This is a genomic window from Shewanella sp. LZH-2, from assembly GCF_016859145.1.
Classification (GTDB): domain Bacteria; phylum Pseudomonadota; class Gammaproteobacteria; order Enterobacterales; family Shewanellaceae; genus Shewanella; species Shewanella xiamenensis.
This window is the reverse complement of sequence record NZ_CP069350.1, coordinates 451,384-470,726: the sequence shown is the minus strand read 5'-3', so window position 1 is coordinate 470,726 and position 19,343 is coordinate 451,384. Positions and strand designations below refer to the sequence as shown.

Genomic DNA, 19,343 nt, shown 5'->3' with positions numbered 1-19,343 from the left:
CTTTGTGGTATGGTTGGCGACATTATTTCAATCTCGGATGATGTCTGTGAGCCTGATAACGAAAAACGTCCTGCTGGGTATTGGTGGCGGCATTGCGGCCTACAAAAGTGCGGATTTAGTGCGCCGCTTAAAAGAACGCGGCTTTGATGTACGTGTGGTCATGAGCCAAAGTGCGATGGAATTTATTACCCCACTCACACTGCAAGCCTTATCAGGACATCCTGTATCATCGAGCTTACTCGATCCCGCTGCCGAAGCGGCGATGGGGCATATTGAACTGGCGCGCTGGGCCGATTTAGTCATTATCGCCCCTGCAACGGCGAATTTACTGGCCCGTATCAATGCAGGCATGGCGGATGAGCTTATCACCACCACTTGTCTTGCCACTGAAGCGCCAATTGCGCTCTGCCCTGCGATGAATCAGCAGATGTATCGTAATCTCGCCACTCAAGCCAATTTAGCCAGTTTACAAAGCCGTGGTTACACCCTTTGGGGACCGGCAAGTGGCAGTCAAGCCTGCGGTGAAGTGGGCCCAGGCCGCATGCTCGAACCGCTCGAAATTGCCGAACTTGCGAGTCGCTTTTTTGCAACAAAAGATGTCTATGCTGAACAGGAATCACAACCGCTAGCAGGCCAATCGGTACTGATCACCGCAGGCCCAACCCGCGAAGCCATCGACCCTGTACGCTATATCTCTAATCACAGCTCTGGCAAGATGGGCTTTGCCTTAGCGAAGGCCGCGGCCGATATGGGCGCCGATGTGACCTTGGTCGCAGGACCCGTAAATTTAGCCACGCCTGAAGGGGTGAGGCGCATCAATGTCGAATCGGCACAGAATATGCTCGATGCTGTGATGGAGAATGTTGATAATAAAGATATTTTTATCGGCTGTGCGGCGGTTGCTGACTACCGAGTCAGCGATATTGCCACCAGTAAAATCAAAAAGTCAGCGGAAGAAATGCAACTTGCGCTGGTGAGGAATCCTGATATCTTAGCGACGGTCGCAAGCTTGGCAAACCGTCCTTTTATGGTGGGATTTGCCGCAGAAACCCATGATGTAGAGACCTACGCCCGCGATAAACTCAAACGTAAAAATTTGAATATGATCGCGGCAAACGATGTATCCGTTGCTGGTCTAGGCTTTAACGCCGATGCCAATGCCCTGCGCGTATTCTGGCCACAGGGTAGTCAAGATTTGCCTGCTACCGATAAACTCACGTTGGCTCGCCAATTACTTTCGTTGATAGTGAAAGAAAAACAACACAAATGAAAACACCGATTGAATTAAAGATCCTCGATTCCCGTATTGGCTCTGAATTCCCGCTGCCTGCCTATGCCACACCAGGCAGCGCAGGCATGGATCTTCGCGCCATGATAGATACCACAATGACGATAGCCCCAGGAGAAACTCAGTTAATCCCAACGGGTATCGCCATCCACGTAGCAGATCCAGGCCTTGCAGCAGTGATTTTACCGCGTTCAGGCCTTGGGCATAAGCACGGTATCGTCCTTGGAAATCTCGTTGGCCTCATCGATTCGGATTATCAGGGGCCCTTAATGGTCTCTTGTTGGAACCGCAGCGATACCCCATTTACCTTAGAAATCGGTGATCGTCTCGCACAACTGGTGTTTGTCCCTGTGGTACAAGCACAATTCAAACTCGTTGATGAGTTCGATAGCTCAGACCGTGGTGAAGGTGGATTTGGCCATTCTGGCACTAAATAACCTGAATCGTTATTGAGCGAAGGATACTGCAATGGCTGTAAGCCCAAAAATTAATCGTCGTGAACACATACTGCAATGCCTAGCACAAATGCTAGAAACCAGCCCAGGACAACGTATTACCACCGCTAAACTCGCCTCAGAAGTCGGCGTATCGGAAGCGGCACTCTATCGCCACTTCCCGAGTAAGGCACGGATGTTCGAAGGGTTAATTGAGTTTATTGAAGAGTCATTACTCTCTCGTATCAACATCATCATGGATGATGAAAAAGACACCATGAAACGCTGTCAACTGGTGCTGCAACTACTGCTGATTTTTGCCGAGCGTAATCCAGGGATCTCGCGCGTCCTCAATGGTGATGCGCTTTTAGGTGAAAATGAGCGTCTGCGTAGCCGCATTAGTACGCTATTTGCAAAAATAGAAACTCAACTTAAGCAAATTTTGCGGGAAAAGACCCTGCGAGAAGGCAAAGGCTTTAATTTAGATGAGGCTATTTTAGCTAATTTGCTGTTAGCCTTCGCAGAGGGGCGAATTGCTCAATTTGTCCGCAGCGAGTTTAAACTCAAACCGACTCAGCACTTCGATGAACAGTGGCGCTTTATTCAGCATCAGCTGTTGCAAAGCTAATGATTTATCAACATAAAGGACGGACCCCTCCGTCCTTTCTTTTATCCATACATCTTGTATCAGTATTGCTTTTGCTTTAGTCTAAAACACATCTTTTTAAAACAAAAATCACAATAATTTTACAAGGATGTCAGATGAAGACTTTGCCTTTTGCCGCGTTGGCCGTAATTTGCTTGCCCATCATGCCAATCAACACATTCGCGGCTGAAACATCGGCCAAGAATGCATTATCACAATCACAATTATTCAGTCGCGGTGATGAGTACGCTGATGTGAAAATATCACCTACCGGCAAATACTTAAGTGCAATTACCAGTGTTGAGGGTAAAAATGTACTCTTGGTATTAGATGCGCAAACTAAAAAACTACTTAACGCGATCCGCTTCCCAGGGAATGCACAAGTGGGAACCTATGAATGGGCCAACAGTGAACGACTCGTGCTGGCTAAAGAGTACTTAAAAGGGTGGGTTGATGCCCCTCAATACTACGGCGAATTAATGGCGGTCAATGCCGATGGTTCACGCCCTGCCTATCTATTTGGTTTCAATAGCGGCGAACAGCAAACAGGTTCAAATATCAAGAAAAACACCGCCATAAATGCCACAGCATTCATTCTGGATCCTCTACCGGATGATGAACGCTATATGCTGGTTAACGCCATTCCATGGAATAACGAGAGCAACCTCAATATTGAATTAAAACAGGATGTGTATCGGGTTGACCTATTTAGCGGGGTGCGTAAACGCATCACAGGCTCTCCTATTGGTTTAGCTCGTTTTATGACCGACCATGAAGGAGAAGTGCGCTTTGTCACTGGGGAAGATGGCAAAAACATCACTAAAGTGTTTTATCGTAAAGATGGCGACTGGGTAAATACCGATAAACTCAACCTAGGCTTAAGTGATTTTACGCCTATCTCCTTCGCTGATAACAAAAATACCATCTATGCAGCGGGTCGAGTAGGCACTGAAACCTTAGGCGTCTATCGCATCAACCTCGAAACAGGCGAGAAGACCGAGATCATTCAAGATGAGGTCGTTGATCCCAATAACTTCTGGATCAACGGCACCAATAAGCAGCTTTATGCCGTTGAGTTTGAAAATGGCTATCCAAGCTATGCCTTTGTCGATAACAACGACAGCCACGCCAAACTACTCAAGGATTTAATTGCTGCCCTACCTGGGCATCAAGTACGGATTGTCAGTGAAACCCGTAATGGTGAACAACTGGTGGTCATTGCATTTAATGACCGTAATCCCGGTGATTATTATGTGTTTGATACGAAAAAGCTCAAGCTAGAGTATCTCGCCGCCGCCCGTAAATGGCTCGACCCAGAGCAAATGGCGGAGGTCAAACCTATTAGCTTCACTAACCGTGACGGCCAAAAAATAAGCGGCTACTTAACGCTACCTTATGGCAAAGAAGCCAAAAATCTACCCTTGGTCGTTAATCCCCATGGCGGTCCCCATGGCGTTCGTGATTGGTGGGGATTTGATCCACAAAATCAATTACTCGCCCAAAATGGTATGGCGGTGTTGCAGGTTAACTTCCGCGGTTCAGGTGGTTATGGCGAGCGTTTCGAGCAAGCTGGCTATCAAAAATGGGGCTCTGATATTCAGCACGACATCATCGATGCAACTCAGTATGTGATTGACCAAGGCTTTGCCGATAAGGAACGGGTATGTATTGCTGGCGGTAGCTTTGGCGGCTATAGCGCACTGCAAAGCGCCGTATTAGCGCCCGATATGTTTAAATGCGCGGTAGGGGTTGCCGGTGTGTATGATCTGGAGTTGATGTTTAATGAAGGCGATGTCGCTCGCACAAGTTCAGGTACCAGTTACCTTAGAAACGTACTAGGCCAAGATAAAGCCACCCTTAAAGCCATGTCGCCCGCACACAACGTCGACAAATTAAAAGCGAACCTCTTACTCGTTCACGGTGGTGAAGATGAGCGCGCGCCAATTGAACAGTTAGAATCACTCGAAAAAGCCCTCAAAGCCCATAATTATCCCTACCAAAAACTGGTGATGGATAACGAAGGCCATGGTTTTTATAACGATACTCATAGAGCCAAGTATTACGATCAGATGCTGAGCTTCTTAAAAACTAACCTGAAACTTTAGTACTCACTAAAATAACTAGGGCGTGTTGACGTTTCGAGATTAAATTTTGTTCGTTCTGGCAAGCTCGTGCTCGCGAAACGAGGAATGATGTGTAGTTATTCTACTCAAATGACGAGCGGCTCTTATGACCGAAAGTAAGAGCAAGGGCTTGCCAGACGAACCCTTCGGGCAGCATTTGGCAGGCTTTTCTGCCGCGTTATCGTCCGTTTATGTAGAATAACTACACTGCACGGACGTTGCCTTGCATAAAGCCAACCACATTGCTGCAAAAATAACCCTGAAACGTCAACACGCCCTTCTATCTTCATCAAGATAATGATGTTTTAGCGCCCCAAGGAGCCGATAATCGATAAGGACTATCGGCTTTTTCATCTTCAGCGTGAGCGTTTTTTGGTATGAATTATCCGCAATTCGCGCTATTCTGCCCCACCTTGTTCTTGTCCAAGTGACAACGAATCGATTTATACCCTAGCGCGCCTGATTGCTGATATTCAGCGACCAGTACTAGGTTTTCAGTGATAGCCGCTACTGAAGTAGTGGAGGATAAAAATGTCATTAAGTGAAGCAGCAGTAAAAGTACAGGCCGCCCTGCAAGAGCGCGGACTTGAAACCCCCATGCTCCCCAGTGTGTTTACTCCTGAAGAGCGTAAGGACAAGATTGAACACCATATGAAGGAAATTCTGACGCTTATGTCACTGGATCTTTCTGATGACAGTCTTGCCGATACCCCACGCCGCATCGCCAAAATGTATGTCGACGAAATCTTCTCCGGTCTAGATTATGCGAACTTCCCAAAGATCACTGTAATTGATAACAAAATGGGCTTTGATGAAATGGTGCGCGTACAGGATATTAGCCTGACCAGTACCTGTGAACATCATCTTGTCACTATTGATGGCACGGCAACCATTGCGTATCTTCCACGTAAAAAAATTATTGGTTTATCAAAGATTAACCGCATTGTACGTTTCTTTGCCCAACGTCCTCAGGTACAAGAGCGTTTGACTCAGCAAGTGTTAGTCGCGCTGCAGACCTTGCTCGAAACTAAAGATGTTGCGGTTAAAATGGATGCGGTGCATTACTGCGTAAAATCCCGCGGCGTGATGGACTCCACTAGCTCCACCACCACTACGGCTTTAGGTGGTATTTTTAAATCCAACCCCGCGACCCGCGCCGAGTTTTTACACCAGTCGAAGTAAGACCTTACTTTGTGCGAGGCATAAAAAACGCTGCGACAGGATCGCAGCGTTTCTGTTTTAGCGGTTTATAACACGCTTAAGCCTTATTAGGTCTCGATGCCATACTGCTCACGGTACTGGCTTACCGCTGCTAGTTGCGCTTCCATACCTGGTTTTTCAGATAAATAGCGGATCAGATCCGCAAGCTTGATAATCGCCACAATACCACAGCCAAAATCACGCTCGACCTCTTGGATGGCTGACAATTCGCCCTTGCCCTTTTCTTGTCTATCCAGCGCGATTAATACGCCTGCCAGCTGCGCTTGATGAGCTTCGATGATTTCCATCGACTCACGGATCGCCGTCCCCGCAGTGATTACATCGTCCACCAGCATTACCCGACCTTTAAGCTCGCTACCGACTAAGCTACCGCCCTCACCGTGATCTTTTTTCTCTTTACGGTTAAAGCAGTAGGGAATATCGATATCGTGATGTTCGCACAAAGCCACCGCTGTCGTGGTCGCAATCGGAATACCTTTGTAAGCTGGGCCAAACAACAGATCGTACTCTATGCCAGAATCCACTAACGCCGCCGCATAAAAACGCCCTAAACGGGCTAAATCACGGCCAGTATTGAATAAACCCGCATTAAAGAAATAAGGACTGATACGGCCCGATTTAAGGGTAAACTCGCCGAATCGCAACACCTGACGCTCTAGGGCAAATTCAATAAACTCACGTTGATAGGCTTTCACAATCTCTCCTTACGACTTTAACGTTCTATTTTTATTGGGTTATAGCAATATTGATTTAATAAAAAGCCCCATAACGGGGCTTTTTATCAATAACAATTAATTTAATGCGGCTTTCTGCACATCGACGATTTCGCGAATACTGTTCTTCGCTAAACCAAGTAGCTCAATCAACTCTTCGTGAGTAAACGGCTCACCTTCGGCAGTACCTTGAATTTCGATAATCTTACCGGTTTCTGTCATTACCACGTTCATATCGGTTTCGGCAGCGCTGTCTTCAACATACTCTAGGTCGCTTATCGCTTCACCGTTGTAGATACCCACGCTGACCGCAGCGATTAAGAACTTAAGCGGGTTAGATTTAATAATGCCTTTACCACGGGCCCAGTTAAGCGCATCCACTAAGGCGACACAAGCACCAGTGATTGACGCAGTACGGGTACCACCATCAGCTTGGATCACATCACAATCGATGACAATGGTGTTTTCACCCAGCGCTTTCATATCCACACAGGCACGCAACGCACGGCCGATAAGACGTTGAATTTCTTGCGTGCGGCCAGATTGCTTGCCGCGAGCGGCTTCACGGTCCATACGACTATGGGTTGAGCGTGGCAACATGCCGTATTCCGCCGTTACCCAGCCTTGGCCCTGACCTTTAAGGAAACGCGGTACACCCTCAGTAAAACTGGCGGTACAAAGCACTTTAGTTTCGCCAAATTCGACTAACACAGAACCTTCGGCATGGGCCGTAAATTGGCGAGTGATAGTAATGGGGCGTGTTTGTGCTGGCGTTCTGTTACTTGGACGCATGCGAAATTCCTGTATTCTGAGTCATTGACCGATTTTGGCTGCATATTATAGGGTTTTGTGCCTATAGATGCCATGCTTAGGGTGATTCTCTAGCAAACTCGTCACACAAACACCTAATCCTCCTCGCGAGTAGTGGTATGCCTTTAATCCTAAAGCCATTGACTCTATAATCGCCTCTCATTATGACGATTAAACCACTAGGACAACCCATGATCCAAAGCATGACAGCCTACGCTCGCATTGAGCACAAAGCACAATGGGGCACTGCCTCTTGGGAAATTCGCTCAGTCAACCAGCGTTATCTCGAAACTTACCTACGTCTGCCAGAACAATTCCGCAGCTTCGAGCCCGTTTTGCGCGACCGTCTGCGTAAACGCTTAAGCCGCGGTAAAGTCGAGGTCAATTTACGCTACGAATTAGCCGATAACAGCAATAACGAACTTAAATTAAACCAAGGGTTAGCCAAACAGCTACTCGACGCCGCTAGTTGGCTCAAACAAGAAGCCGGACAAGGCGAAGTCAACCTCACCGATATTTTGCGCTGGCCAGGAGTACTTTCTAGTGCTGAGCAGGATATGGACGCGGTTGGTGCCGATTTAATGACCGCCTTCGACTTAGCTATCGACCAATTCATTGAAGCCCGTGGCCGTGAAGGCGCAGCCATCAAAGACATGCTCTTAAGCCGCTTGGATGGCGTCAGCGAGCAAATCGCCGTTGTGCGCGAGCATATGCCTAAAGTGATGGAATATCAGCGCGATAAACTCACCAATCGTCTCGCCGAAATCAAAGGTGAACTCGATCCCGCCCGCATCGAGCAGGAGATGATCTTATTAGCACAAAAACAAGATGTGGCCGAAGAGATGGACAGGCTCGAAGCCCATGTTAACGAAGCCCGCCGCATCCTCAAAAAAGGCGGCAGCGAAGGTCGCCGTTTAGATTTTATGATGCAAGAATTTAACCGCGAATCGAACACCCTCGCCTCTAAATCCATCAGCACCGAAATCACCGCCGCCGCCGTCGAGCTCAAAGTGCTCATCGAACAAATGCGCGAGCAGATCCAAAACGTGGAATAACCTCCTCATTTCTTCAGCAATTTGCTTTTAATGCCCTACTCTTAGGGCGTTGAAAGCACCTTTGTAGTTTCATTTATCATCAGATACTTAATATTGGATGAGCCTTAGATGATACGCAAAGAATGGTAAATTCAATACGCCACACAGTTCCAAAAACATACTAATTAGATAAAACATCGACTCATCTTTATCAGCCTCTACACCCTACTCCTTTGGGAATAATTCAGACAATTTAATGTGACAGCCGCAGCAAATCCTGACTAAATTAGTCAGGATTTATTGCATCACAATAAAGCTGCAAATAATATACATGTAAATTATTTGTGCTTTGGAGTGTTGCAATGTCATCAACTAGCTTTTCGTCAGCGTCTCACGTTGAACAACCATCAGCCCCTTTATCCCCATGGCTTGAGCGTAAAGTAGGCGAGTTGGTCGCGGAGGATTTTCGCCGCGCCCATGTGTTTAGCCAATTTGGTATCGATTTCTGCTGTGGCGGTGGTCGAGCACTGATCAGTGCCTGTGAGCGAGCGCAAGTCGACCCAAATAAAGTCGTCGCCGCATTAGAGTACATGACACATTTAGGTGCTAAAGAAGATGAACTTAATCAACTACCACTTGAGCAACTAATTGATTATATTGAGCGTACTCACCACCAATATGTCCGCGCTAAAGCACCGTTATTGCTGGAATACTCAGAAAAGATGGTACGCGCTCATGGCGAGCATTATGCCGAAATTGTTCCATTTGCAGGTTGGGTTCGTGCGTTGATAGAAGATTTAATGCCGCATTTGATAAAGGAAGAAAATATCCTCTTTCCTGCGATTCGGGCGATGAGTCAAGGCGAGCAAGTGCAGGGTTGCTTTGGTCATATAGGTAACCCGATCAATGCAATGCAACACGAGCACGAAGAAGCTGGATTGATTTTACAAAAGCTACATAAGTTAACCAACGACTTTACGCCTCCCGAATATGCCTGTACTACTTGGCGGGTTTGTTATGCAACGCTCGCAGAATTTGAGGCGGACCTGCATAGGCACATTCATTTAGAAAACAACATTCTCTTCCCTAAGGCGCTGCAACTCGCCTAATAAACAAGATTGATTAACCACCAAGGTCAGCACAACTGCTGGCCTTTGTGATTTTGGCGTGTTACAAAAAGTGGTGTGCCTTGCAAGGATAAGCCGCCATGACATACCCAACATTCGCACTCGATGATATTGCTTCTCTACACGAATCAGCCCAAGTAGAATTTAAACTCGCAAGAGGCCGTGATGGTCAAGGTCAATTACCTGAAGATATTTGGGCAACCTATAGCTCCTTCGCCAACACCTTAGGCGGAGAGATTATTCTTGGGGTACGCGAAGATCGTGGCCATTTCACCATTGAAGGCATCCCTAATCCGCTACCCGTATTACAGGAATTTTGGGAGATCCTCGATGACCCTAGCCGGATAAGCTGTAATATTTTAGCGATATCTGATGTGCAGCTGATTGAAATTATGAATAAAAAGCTGATAAGGATTCGCGTGCCACTCGCGCCAGAGCACCTAAAGCCAGTATTTATAGGCACCGATGCTTATACGGGGACTTATTTTCGGGTTGGAGATGCCGACATGCATGCCAGCCGGAGACAGGTTACACAAATGCTACGCCGCGCCCATCACTGCAATAAGCTGATAAAGGCGCGGTAGTGCTTTTTCTAAAAACCAGCGAGTAAATAGCCACCCATGGCGGCAATTGCCACGCCAGATACGCGCATTAAGCTGCGTTGCCCAGTGACGCGCTGCATGCCTAGCCCTAGCATAACGCCACCTAAATGGATAACCGCAGTACCAAATAAGAAACCAAAGGCGTAAAGAACTGGGCTGGCAAGTTCAGGCATTTCCATGCCGTGGGCATGACCGTGGAAAATCGCAAACACGCCGACAAATGCCATAGCAAACAACAGCGGTAATTGGCGGTCAAAGGCAATCGCTAACCCAAGCAACAGTACTGACAAAGCAATGCCAATTTCAACAAAGGGCACCGGAATGGCATAAAGCCCCAGTATTCCACCAACCAACATAAAACACACAAAGGCTAAGGGCACAGTCCAAATCGCGCGACCACCGAGCTGCGTACTGAGCATGCCCACACTTAACATGGCAAGGAGATGGTCAAAACCTAAAACGGGATGATTAAAGCCCGCCATAAAACCACCACCGGAGTGGATTTCGTGCGCCGACGCAGGGGCTATAAACGATAGACTCAAGAGGAGCAACAGACTTAAACGCACCATAGCAGTTCCTTGTTAGTGAGGGCGTAACAACTGAGTTAAACAAATGCTAATACTCTACGGCAAAACGATATGCCAATCCTTGATCCCTATCACTTTAAATAGGCTGCTATTCTTTTAAGGCAATAACATTTCCTGTAATGAATCGAGAGTGGCAATCTCCATATGGGGTAAGAGTGCAGCAATCGGTAACGATGCCACACGGCCAAAACTGGGATTTAACCAGACAGACTGACATCCCGCTAAACGCGCACCGCGAACATCGGCATTCATACTATCGCCAACGTGCAGCAGTTGATCTAAGCCGATATCTAACCTTTCACAGGCCTGTGAAAACATATCTTTAGCAGGCTTCATCCTTACACCACTACCAGGATGCAGCACAAATTCAAACACATTACTTAAGCCGATACGCTGTGCGTCCACATTACCATTAGTGATGCCAATCAGCCTAAAATGGACCGATAAACGCGTGAGCAGCGCCAAGACGTCGTCTGAAACCTGAAAATGGCTTCGATGAAAATAAAAACAAGCTAAACCTTCCTGCGCGCCACGTTTTGCCTCAGGCTCACTATAACCGAGCAGTAAAAGGCCTTTATGCAGAGTCGCAATTCGCGCCGCCGAGGTGTCATGGGCGAGGGCCGGATTTTGCTGTAGTAGTTGTAACTTGAGCAGTCGCCATTGCTGCGGTTGCCAAGCTTGAGTCAGCGGATAAGCCTGATGCAAAAACTGCATTAACTCAGCTTCGGCATTGAGAATGTGGGGTTCGTTATCGTATAGGGTATCGTCGAGATCGAAGCTAATCGCACGAATATTCTGGGGTCTAAGATAACAACGCATTATTTATCCTGTTGTTTTTTCGCTCTAGGATGGGCGTTATCATACACCTTAGCTAAGTGTTGGAAATCTAAACTGGTATAAATTTGCGTGGTAGACAGGTTTTCGTGGCCTAATAATTCCTGCACCGCCCGTAAATCGGCACTGGATTCCAGCATATGTGTGGCGAAAGAATGGCGCAGCTTATGAGGATGCACCCGCATAGAAAGCGCCTGTTCCTGCCCCCATTTGCTCATGCGCGCCTGAATGCTGCGATGGGATAAACGCTTGCCCTTTTCGGTGACAAATAATGCGTTATCTTCACAGGGGATTTGCCTGCGGCACTCAAGCCAAGCGCCTAAGGCATCAATAGCATAACGACCAACGGGGACGATACGCTCCTTGTTGCCCTTACCTAATACCCGCACTTCACGCTGATCATATTGCACACTGGATAAATCGAGCGCTGCGAGTTCTGCTAAACGTAACCCGCTGGAATAGCATAGCTCCATAATGGCTTTATCACGCAGTGTTAGCGGATCATTGCCTTCAATCTCAAGTAAATGTGTGAGGGAATCGACATCGATATTTTTCGGTAAAGGCTTAGCTTGCTTGGGCGCACTCAGCCCCTTGGCAGGATTGAGTTCTATCACGCCTGCGCGCAGTAAAAACTCTCCCCACTGTTTTACTGCCGATAACCATAATGACAGCGAGCGCGGACTCAGTCCCTTACGGTGCAACTTAGCAAGCACTTGTTGCCAATGCTCACGCCCAACATTAAGCAGGTCAACACCTTCGGGCAGTAACTCGCTTCCCCGCTGCAACTCGTACATATAATTGCGAACCGTATGCGCCGATAACTGACGTTCAGACTGCATATAGGTTTCAAATTGCTGTAAATAGGAGTGACAACGCGCGGGCATATCATTAGCTGGCGAGTTCATATTGGACTCCTCATCAGGGCTTAGAGTTTGGCGAGCATATGTGCCAGCAATCGCCGAAGTTGCTCGAGCAGCATATTGTCCATATCGGGATGAAAATGGGTGGCATCGTGGCTGGCAACTGCAAAAATGACAGGAATATCATCAGCTAGTTTAACTAATGCCACCGAGCCGACCTCACTGCCAAATAAGCGTTTCGCCTCTTGTTGTGTCAGACGTCCAAAATAGTAATTCTTGCGTAAACGCTGCGCCCAAATCGCCTTCATCTCAATATCGGCCTCTAACACACTGATAAGACGCACATGGGTAAAATTAAACTGCGCCTTTAAATTATCAGCCAGCACTTCTTTAAGGGATTCTAAGTTAACGCAATTGAGTAGCTTAAAAGACAGTTCAGTATTAAATCGGAATATCTTTTCATTACGTGCAGCCATGGCCAGTAAACTGGTGATTTCTTCTTCGAGTTGCCCAACCCGCAGGCGCAACAACTCTTGACGTCGTTCGACTAAGGAAATCGCACCGCGCTCCAAATGGGGCAAACGCATCGCCAATAACAGCTCGGGATACCGATTAAAAAAGTCAGGATTATCGAGTAAATATTCGCGAATAATCAACTCATCAAAGGGAAGATTGGTCTGCGGCATCAAAGGCTCGGTCATAACTGAATTTGTCCATCATAAACGTGCTGCGCTGGGCCCGTCATCCACAGCGGTTTGCCTTCACCTTCCCAATTGATGGTTAAGCTGCCGCCCAGTAAATCCACTTGTACTTGTTGATCGAGTTTACCTTGAATTTGTCCGACTACCACGGCAGCACAAGCACCTGTGCCGCAGGCTAAAGTCTCAGCCGCACCACGTTCGTAAACTCTAAGCTTGATATGACCCGAGTTCACCACCTGCATAAAACCAACGTTTACCCCGCGCGGGAATCGCTCATGCTTGGTGAGTAGCGCCCCGATTTCGGCAACATTAGCGCTGGCAACATCTTCCACATCGAGCACGCAATGGGGATTGCCCATGGAGGCCGCGCCACACAAAAAGGTTTGTTGCGGTGTTTGCAGTAGATAGGTTTTTTCGGCCTTTTTGGCTTTAAAGGGGATTTGGCTAGGTTCGAGCACGGGCACGCCCATATTCACAGTGACAGTACCATCGCGCTCAAGGCGCAGAGTCATCTTACCCGCAGAGGTACTTACACGAATTTTATTCTTATTCGTCAGCCCTTTATTACGGACAAAGCGCGCAAAGCAACGGGCACCATTGCCGCAGTTTTCGACCTCACCACCGTCGGCATTAAAGATGCGATAGTGAAAGTCGAGGTCGGGATCATAGGGTGGCTCAACCAGCAAGAGTTGGTCGAAACCGATGCCAAAGTTACGGTCAGCTAAACGGCGGATCTGCTCAGGCGAAAAGAACACGTTCTGCGTGACACCATCGACCACCATAAAATCGTTGCCAAGTCCGTGCATCTTAGTGAATTGGATCAAGATACTTATCCTTTAAGCCTAGGCGCCGCGATAACTAGCCAAGCGCCTGAATCAATATAATTTTCTAGTTTACGGCAGGAGCTGCTCACCTTGCCAGAGCTGCGCTAATTTTTCTCGCTCTCGCACCAGATAAGCCTTATCGCCATCCACCATGACCTCGGCCGCACGCGGACGAGTATTATAGTTCGACGCCATGGCAAAACCGTAAGCACCACTGGAGCGCACAACCAGTAAATCCCCCGCCGCAATCGCGAGTTGTCTGTCCTTACCTAAAAAGTCACCGGTTTCGCACACTGGCCCTACAATATCAAATACTTGCGTATCTTCATCCCGTGGATTCACCGGAATGATATTTTGCCATGCACTATAGAGTGCGGGCCGAATTAAGTCGTTCATCGCGCCATCAACAATCGCAAAACGCTTATCGCTGTTTTCTTTAAGATACAGCACCTGAGTCACGAAAATCCCCGCATTGGCAGCAATCGCACGGCCCGGTTCGAAAATCAGTTTGAGCTTGCGATGACCTAAACGCTTGAGCAGTGCAGCGGCGTACACATCAGGATGCGGTGGCGTTTCATCATCATAGGTCACCCCTAAACCGCCACCGACATCAAAGTGCTCAATCACTATCCCTTGCTCGGCTAGGCGGTCAATGAGCGATAGCATTCTGTCCATTGCATCGAGAAACGGCTGAATTTCAGTGAGCTGTGAGCCGATATGGCAATCAACCCCTTTTACCTGCAAATGCGGCAGCGCATGGGCGCGAGCAAATACAACTTCGGCCTCATCCATGGCGATACCGAATTTATTTTCTTTAAGACCCGTCGAAATATAAGGATGCGTACCGGCATCGACATCGGGATTCACCCGCAGTGACACTGGAGCAACTTTACCTAAGCGGCCGGCAACATCGTTAAGTTGTTCAAGCTCAGCGCTCGATTCAACGTTAAAGCAGTAGATACCAAGATTTAATGCCTGCTCCATTTCGGCAACGGTTTTACCCACGCCCGAAAACACCACTTTGGCAGGGTCACCACCGGCTTCAATCACCCGCGCTAACTCGCCGCCCGAGACAATATCAAAACCACTACCTAAACGAGCCAATACGTTCAGTACGGCTAAGTTCGAGTTGGCTTTCACCGCGTAACACACTATATGTGGATGGTCGGCAACTGCATTATTAAAGGCATGCCAGTGACGCTCGAGCGTCGCACGGGAATAGATATACAGTGGCGTGCCATACTGCTGGGCTAAATCATTGACCCGACAGCCTTCTGCGTACAGGGTATTATCTTGGTAGAGAAAGTGATCCAATGTCCGATTCCTTACTGCGCTTTGTAGTAATTATGCTGATTATTATTGTGTTTTTTCAGTTTCAGCTTGAGGCTCCGCGGCTTGTACAGGCGTAGCATCACGCTTAGCTGGCTTATTTTTTTTAGACTGAGTCGCCTCTACTGGAGAGGATTTATACAGGGGGCCTTTTTGACCACAGGCCGTAATGAATAGGCTACCAATCAATAACAATAAAAACAGTCTCATTTTTCTCAACATCTGTGCATCTAGTGTCTAATCGTCTTATAATCGCACCCATCTTGACGAAAGCAAAGGACAGAAATGCATGGCCATGACAGATACAGAATTTCACCAGCTCGCCGATGACATGTTCCAAGCGATAGAGACCGCTATCGAAACCGCAATTGATGAACAAGATGCCGATGTGGATATTGATGCCAGTGGTAACGTGTTACAGCTAGAATTTGTCGATGGTTCGAAAATCGTCATCAACAAACAGGAACCTTTGCATGAAATTTGGGTAGCAACGCGTTTCGGTGGCTATCACTTTGGCTATGTAGAGGGGAAATGGCTTGATGGTCGTAATGGCGGCGAGTTTATGCCCTTTGTGCAGGACTCGATTCTACGCCAAAGCGGTATCGAACTCAGCCTCTCCTAAGCCGCGGCGTCATTCCTAAGCGGGAGGTCGCTCCCGCTTAAAACTCCACATTGGCGTTATTGATATCTACCCCAAAGGGCATCACGGTTAGCTCACCCGCCACCCGTACTAAATGGAAAAACTGCGGAATATTAAACCGTGCTTTTGATGCATAAAATTCATCAAACACATAATGATGGCTCACTTTGTTGACCAATTCACTCATATCTGAACCAGACTGCACATAATGACTCAGCTGATTTTCCTCATCGAGAATAAACACATCTAAGCTATCGGTGCGTTGCCGCAGAAAGTACTGGATCGCTCCCTTGGCGGCAAAGTTTTGAATGATTTTCGGCATGCTCGAAAAAGGGTCATCCCCCAACTCTGGCCGAGGCAATTGTACTAAATGACTACGAGCAAGTTGCTGATAAAAAGATTTGGCATCACTCAAGTCCTGATAGGCCATCCCCAAAGGATTAAAAAAGATCCCGTAACGGGTATGACTAATCTGCAGCGGCTGCACTAAGGTGCTCGATTGTTGCACCTGTTGACAGAGTCGCACCGTTTGTTTAAGCAAGTTTTTCACCGCTAACTTAAGTTGTGGCCTGAGCTTTTGCGAACAGCTAATCACATCCATATCCACGGGATGAGTCGCTCGCCTTAGCCCTGGTGTGACAAACGCGAGTGCCTGCAATACTGCGGTTTCGCCCTCAAAACGATGACACTGCCACTCCCCCCAACTATTAAGGCAAATAGCATCGAGGGCGCCGAGCATATTTTCCTGCTTACGACCCAATGAAAACACGTTGGCATTCATGACATCGACCATCATCTCTTGCCCTTGCCAATGGATCGTAGGATCACAGTCGAGGTTTAAGATAAAAATGAGTTTTCTAAAATGCCAAGGCTGACATAGGTCAAGCTTTGAGACCCGCCAATCATGATCGATAAAATTAAGTAATCGTTTTGAAGCGTCGGTCAACCTTCGGGATTTAATCTTACTCTGGCCAAACTCATACCATTTGGTTTCTGGCGTCGAAACCCCATTTAAGCAAGCCCAAATCATCAGCGCTGACGGGCTTTTCCCTTTGCAAATAGCAGATTCACCTAACAGATTCTGCGGCTTTGGCCCCTGGCGGTAGAGGTAATATTGATTTTCCTTGTTACTGGACACCATGGTTACTTCAGATTCAGCGACCGAGTGGCTCCAGAGCAAATTCAGCTTGGCGATTTGGTCTTCATCTTGGCTAAAGTAAGTATGTAGTTTGCGAGTGAGCATCCCCAACTCTTCAATCCTGAGTCCTTCGTTTAACTCATGGGTGGAGGCGAAACGCAGCAAGGTTTGATAACTCGCCAGCAGCAATTCATTAAGTTGCTCATTAAACCAATTGAGCTGGCCACTATGCCAATGCTCACAATCATCTAAGGTAGTAATTAAACTGTTGGGCCACTGCCACTCTTGCACCAACTTTTGCATTTTGGCATAGCGCCAATCTTTACCTTGGTCAGACACACTTAAGAACACGCCACATTTTAGATAAAAACAGCGGCGCACAATTTCCAGCCGACGACTATCATTCTGCTTTAATAAATAGGCTTCAATCGCCTCATAAATTGCGTAATAAGCATCGTTAGCAGTAGAAAAATCCCCTGCTAAGGTCTTTTGCCAAAGCCGGTCACACAGTAACTGAGAATGGGGATACTCACTGGCATAAGCCTCAAGCAAAAGTACTTTAATCAACGCTTTATGCGGCTTATTTAAGCCTTTATAAAGCTGCCAAAGCGAGGCACCAAAATACTCGCTTGCCGGTAACTCGTGCACATTACCAAGATATAGCAATTCAGGATTGAGCTTAGCATCAGGCCACCATGCAATAGTTTTACCCGCCAAGCGAATTTGGCTGCGATAAAACTCCTCAAGCAACAGCCAATGCTGCGTACTGCCACTGTGCTCATGAGCCATAGAAGACTGGCAACCGGTACGCTGTGAGATATCACCACAAAATTGCAGTGGATGAACCAAGTAAAAATTCACCTCAAACTGATACTCTGCAAACCAAGCGGTTAGTCGTTCCGTTTTTAATTTAACCAAGGCTAAGTCGTCATCACACAAATCCTCATGATGGACTAGCCACACATCCACATCACTTTTTGCATTCTGACCAAAGCTAGCTGTACTGCCCATGGCATATATCCCTTCGAAGGCATAACAATCCATGTCATTAGGTATAAAAGGCAGCTTAAACACATCACAAGCCTGGGCTTCTATTAAGCCCGCCTTGTAACCATAAATACCGCAAGGCGTATTAGGATCAACGTATCCCGGATACTGAACGCTATTCTGTTGAAGTAAAAAGGGGATCAAACGGAACAAATGCTTTTGCAACGGAGACAACAAGGCTAAGGCCCGTGCAATACGAACCTGATTAAGTCTTTCTGCAATATCAGGAAACTGGCCTTGCTGATCCATCCTAGAACACGACACTTAAGCACAATTGAGAAGTGTGCTCATGTTAACACTTTTGCAAAGCTGAGCAACTAAATGAGATATCCATCACACTTTTATACGATTTAGAACACCGCCGACTTCAAAGAATCGATACGGCTTCCTTACATTCGCGAATAGCCAATGTTAGCATTGGCGCAACTAAGATCTCGGATGGAAACTAGGCATGTCTGAAAACCGCATACGTATCGCTACCCGCAAGAGTCCGCTGGCCATGTGGCAAGCTGAATTTGTTAAAGCAGAATTAGAACGCGTTCACCCAGGAATTGTGGTGGAGCTATTGCCAATGAGCACTAAGGGCGATGTTATCTTAGACACGCCATTAGCGAAAGTTGGTGGTAAAGGCTTGTTTGTGAAAGAACTCGAAGTCGCCATGCTCGAAGACCAAGCCGATATCGCCGTACACTCCATGAAAGACGTGCCAGTAGATTTCCCCGAGGGCTTAGGGCTGGAAGTGATTTGTGAACGCGAAGATCCACGCGATGCCTTTGTGTCTAACCTTTATAAGTCAATCAGTGAGCTGCCACTCGGTGCCACGGTAGGCACCTCAAGCCTACGCCGTCAGTGCCAACTGCGCGCCTCACGCCCAGACCTGATTATCAAAGATCTGCGTGGCAACGTCGGTACTCGCCTCGCGAAACTCGATAACGGCGAATACGATGCGATTATCCTGGCTGCGGCGGGTCTAATTCGCCTGAAATTATCTGAGCGTATTGCCAGCTTTATTTCTGCCGAAGAATCCTTACCCGCAAACGGTCAAGGTGCTGTCGGTATTGAATGCCGCACTAACGATGAGCGCGTTAAAGCATTATTGGCACCTTTAGAGCACTTAGAAACGCGCTACCGAGTCATCGCCGAACGCGCCATGAATACTCGCCTCGAAGGTGGTTGCCAAGTTCCTATTGGCGCCTTTGCCGAAATCGATGGTGATGAGATGACTTTACGTGGCCTCGTTGGTAACCCAGATGGTAGCGAAATCATCGAAGGCGTGATCACAGGTCCAAAGACCGAAGCGACGCAACTCGGTGTTGCCCTTGCTGAAGAACTACTGAGCAAAGGCGCCAAAAGCATCCTCGACGCTGTTTACGCCAAAGCCTAAG

Annotated in this window: 20 protein-coding genes; 10 read left to right on the top strand and 10 right to left on the bottom strand. The window is 47.5% G+C overall.

Going from position 1 to position 19,343, the window contains the following annotated elements:
- The first annotated feature begins 37 nt into the window (after positions 1-37).
- The 5 genes from coaBC to folE all read left to right on the top strand — a co-directional run bounded on the left by coaBC (position 38) and on the right by folE (position 5,673).
- A complete protein-coding gene (coaBC, locus tag JM642_RS02205; RefSeq protein ID WP_203433707.1) occupies positions 38-1,270 on the top strand; it encodes a bifunctional phosphopantothenoylcysteine decarboxylase/phosphopantothenate--cysteine ligase CoaBC in 1,233 nt (410 codons plus the stop codon).
- Positions 1,267-1,725 (top strand): dUTP diphosphatase, encoded by a 459-nt coding sequence (gene dut / locus JM642_RS02200; protein WP_011624324.1) that lies wholly within the window; start codon positions 1,267-1,269, stop codon positions 1,723-1,725. The genes coaBC and dut overlap by 4 nt, the downstream gene beginning before the upstream one ends.
- A 31-nt stretch (positions 1,726-1,756) precedes the next feature.
- Positions 1,757-2,350, top strand: coding sequence for a nucleoid occlusion factor SlmA (slmA, locus tag JM642_RS02195; protein WP_011073926.1), 594 nt, complete (start codon positions 1,757-1,759; stop codon positions 2,348-2,350).
- A 134-nt stretch (positions 2,351-2,484) separates the two neighbouring features.
- Positions 2,485-4,473: a S9 family peptidase gene (locus tag JM642_RS02190; RefSeq protein ID WP_203432601.1), complete on the top strand. Its 1,989-nt coding sequence runs from the start codon at positions 2,485-2,487 to the stop codon at positions 4,471-4,473.
- Between the two features lie 549 nt (positions 4,474-5,022).
- The gene (folE, locus tag JM642_RS02185; protein WP_037422910.1) at positions 5,023-5,673 is read left to right on the top strand and encodes a GTP cyclohydrolase I FolE; all 651 of its coding nucleotides are present in this window, start codon (positions 5,023-5,025) and stop codon (positions 5,671-5,673) included.
- Between the two features lie 86 nt (positions 5,674-5,759).
- Here folE and pyrE read toward each other — a convergent pair whose 3' ends face one another.
- Both pyrE and rph read right to left on the bottom strand, forming a co-directional pair.
- Positions 5,760-6,407, bottom strand: coding sequence for an orotate phosphoribosyltransferase (gene pyrE, locus JM642_RS02180; RefSeq protein ID WP_203432600.1), 648 nt, complete (start codon positions 6,405-6,407; stop codon positions 5,760-5,762).
- 96 nt (positions 6,408-6,503) lie between these two features.
- Positions 6,504-7,217: a ribonuclease PH gene (gene rph, locus JM642_RS02175; protein WP_011073930.1), complete on the bottom strand. Its 714-nt coding sequence runs from the start codon at positions 7,215-7,217 to the stop codon at positions 6,504-6,506.
- Between the two features lie 209 nt (positions 7,218-7,426).
- Here rph and JM642_RS02170 point away from each other — a divergent pair, with 209 nt between their 5' ends.
- From JM642_RS02170 to JM642_RS02160, 3 genes are all read left to right on the top strand, one after another.
- Entirely contained in the window at positions 7,427-8,290 is an 864-nt protein-coding gene (locus tag JM642_RS02170; protein ID WP_037422912.1) for a YicC/YloC family endoribonuclease, read from the top strand.
- A gap of 341 nt (positions 8,291-8,631) precedes the next feature.
- Complete coding sequence (gene ric, locus JM642_RS02165) at positions 8,632-9,378, top strand: iron-sulfur cluster repair di-iron protein (RefSeq protein ID WP_144376230.1); 747 nt, start codon at positions 8,632-8,634, stop codon at positions 9,376-9,378.
- A 98-nt stretch (positions 9,379-9,476) separates the two neighbouring features.
- On the top strand, positions 9,477-9,980 hold the full coding sequence (locus tag JM642_RS02160; RefSeq protein WP_047537623.1) for an ATP-binding protein: 504 nt from the start codon (positions 9,477-9,479) through the stop codon (positions 9,978-9,980).
- Between the two features lie 8 nt (positions 9,981-9,988).
- Here JM642_RS02160 and JM642_RS02155 read toward each other — a convergent pair whose 3' ends face one another.
- From JM642_RS02155 to JM642_RS02125, 7 genes are all read right to left on the bottom strand, one after another.
- Positions 9,989-10,567, bottom strand: a complete 579-nt coding sequence (locus tag JM642_RS02155) for a HupE/UreJ family protein (protein ID WP_023266363.1) — start codon at positions 10,565-10,567, stop codon at positions 9,989-9,991.
- A gap of 114 nt (positions 10,568-10,681) precedes the next feature.
- Entirely contained in the window at positions 10,682-11,404 is a 723-nt protein-coding gene (locus JM642_RS02150) for an HAD-IA family hydrolase (RefSeq protein WP_099457346.1), read from the bottom strand.
- On the bottom strand, positions 11,404-12,303 hold the full coding sequence (gene xerC, locus JM642_RS02145; RefSeq protein WP_161808790.1) for a tyrosine recombinase XerC: 900 nt from the start codon (positions 12,301-12,303) through the stop codon (positions 11,404-11,406). The genes JM642_RS02150 and xerC overlap by 1 nt, the downstream gene beginning before the upstream one ends.
- Before the next feature lie 41 nt (positions 12,304-12,344).
- Entirely contained in the window at positions 12,345-12,980 is a 636-nt protein-coding gene (locus JM642_RS02140) for a DUF484 family protein (RefSeq protein ID WP_037430216.1), read from the bottom strand.
- Positions 12,977-13,804, bottom strand: coding sequence for a diaminopimelate epimerase (dapF, locus tag JM642_RS02135; protein ID WP_203432599.1), 828 nt, complete (start codon positions 13,802-13,804; stop codon positions 12,977-12,979). The genes JM642_RS02140 and dapF overlap by 4 nt, the downstream gene beginning before the upstream one ends.
- Before the next feature lie 69 nt (positions 13,805-13,873).
- The gene (gene lysA, locus JM642_RS02130; protein WP_099457344.1) at positions 13,874-15,118 is read right to left on the bottom strand and encodes a diaminopimelate decarboxylase; all 1,245 of its coding nucleotides are present in this window, start codon (positions 15,116-15,118) and stop codon (positions 13,874-13,876) included.
- A gap of 42 nt (positions 15,119-15,160) precedes the next feature.
- Positions 15,161-15,343: a lipoprotein gene (locus JM642_RS02125; protein WP_051714241.1), complete on the bottom strand. Its 183-nt coding sequence runs from the start codon at positions 15,341-15,343 to the stop codon at positions 15,161-15,163.
- A gap of 79 nt (positions 15,344-15,422) precedes the next feature.
- On the opposite strand from JM642_RS02125, the gene cyaY reads away from it, so the two are divergent.
- The gene (cyaY, locus tag JM642_RS02120; RefSeq protein ID WP_037422994.1) at positions 15,423-15,755 is read left to right on the top strand and encodes an iron donor protein CyaY; all 333 of its coding nucleotides are present in this window, start codon (positions 15,423-15,425) and stop codon (positions 15,753-15,755) included.
- A 37-nt stretch (positions 15,756-15,792) separates the two neighbouring features.
- Here the strand turns inward: cyaY and JM642_RS02115 are convergent, their stop codons facing one another.
- The gene (locus JM642_RS02115) at positions 15,793-18,207 is read right to left on the bottom strand and encodes a class I adenylate cyclase (protein ID WP_047537602.1); all 2,415 of its coding nucleotides are present in this window, start codon (positions 18,205-18,207) and stop codon (positions 15,793-15,795) included.
- Positions 18,208-18,409: 202 nt separating this feature from the next.
- On the opposite strand from JM642_RS02115, the gene hemC reads away from it, so the two are divergent.
- Entirely contained in the window at positions 18,410-19,342 is a 933-nt protein-coding gene (gene hemC, locus JM642_RS02110; protein ID WP_037430190.1) for a hydroxymethylbilane synthase, read from the top strand.
- The last annotated feature ends 1 nt before the right edge of the window (position 19,343 follow it).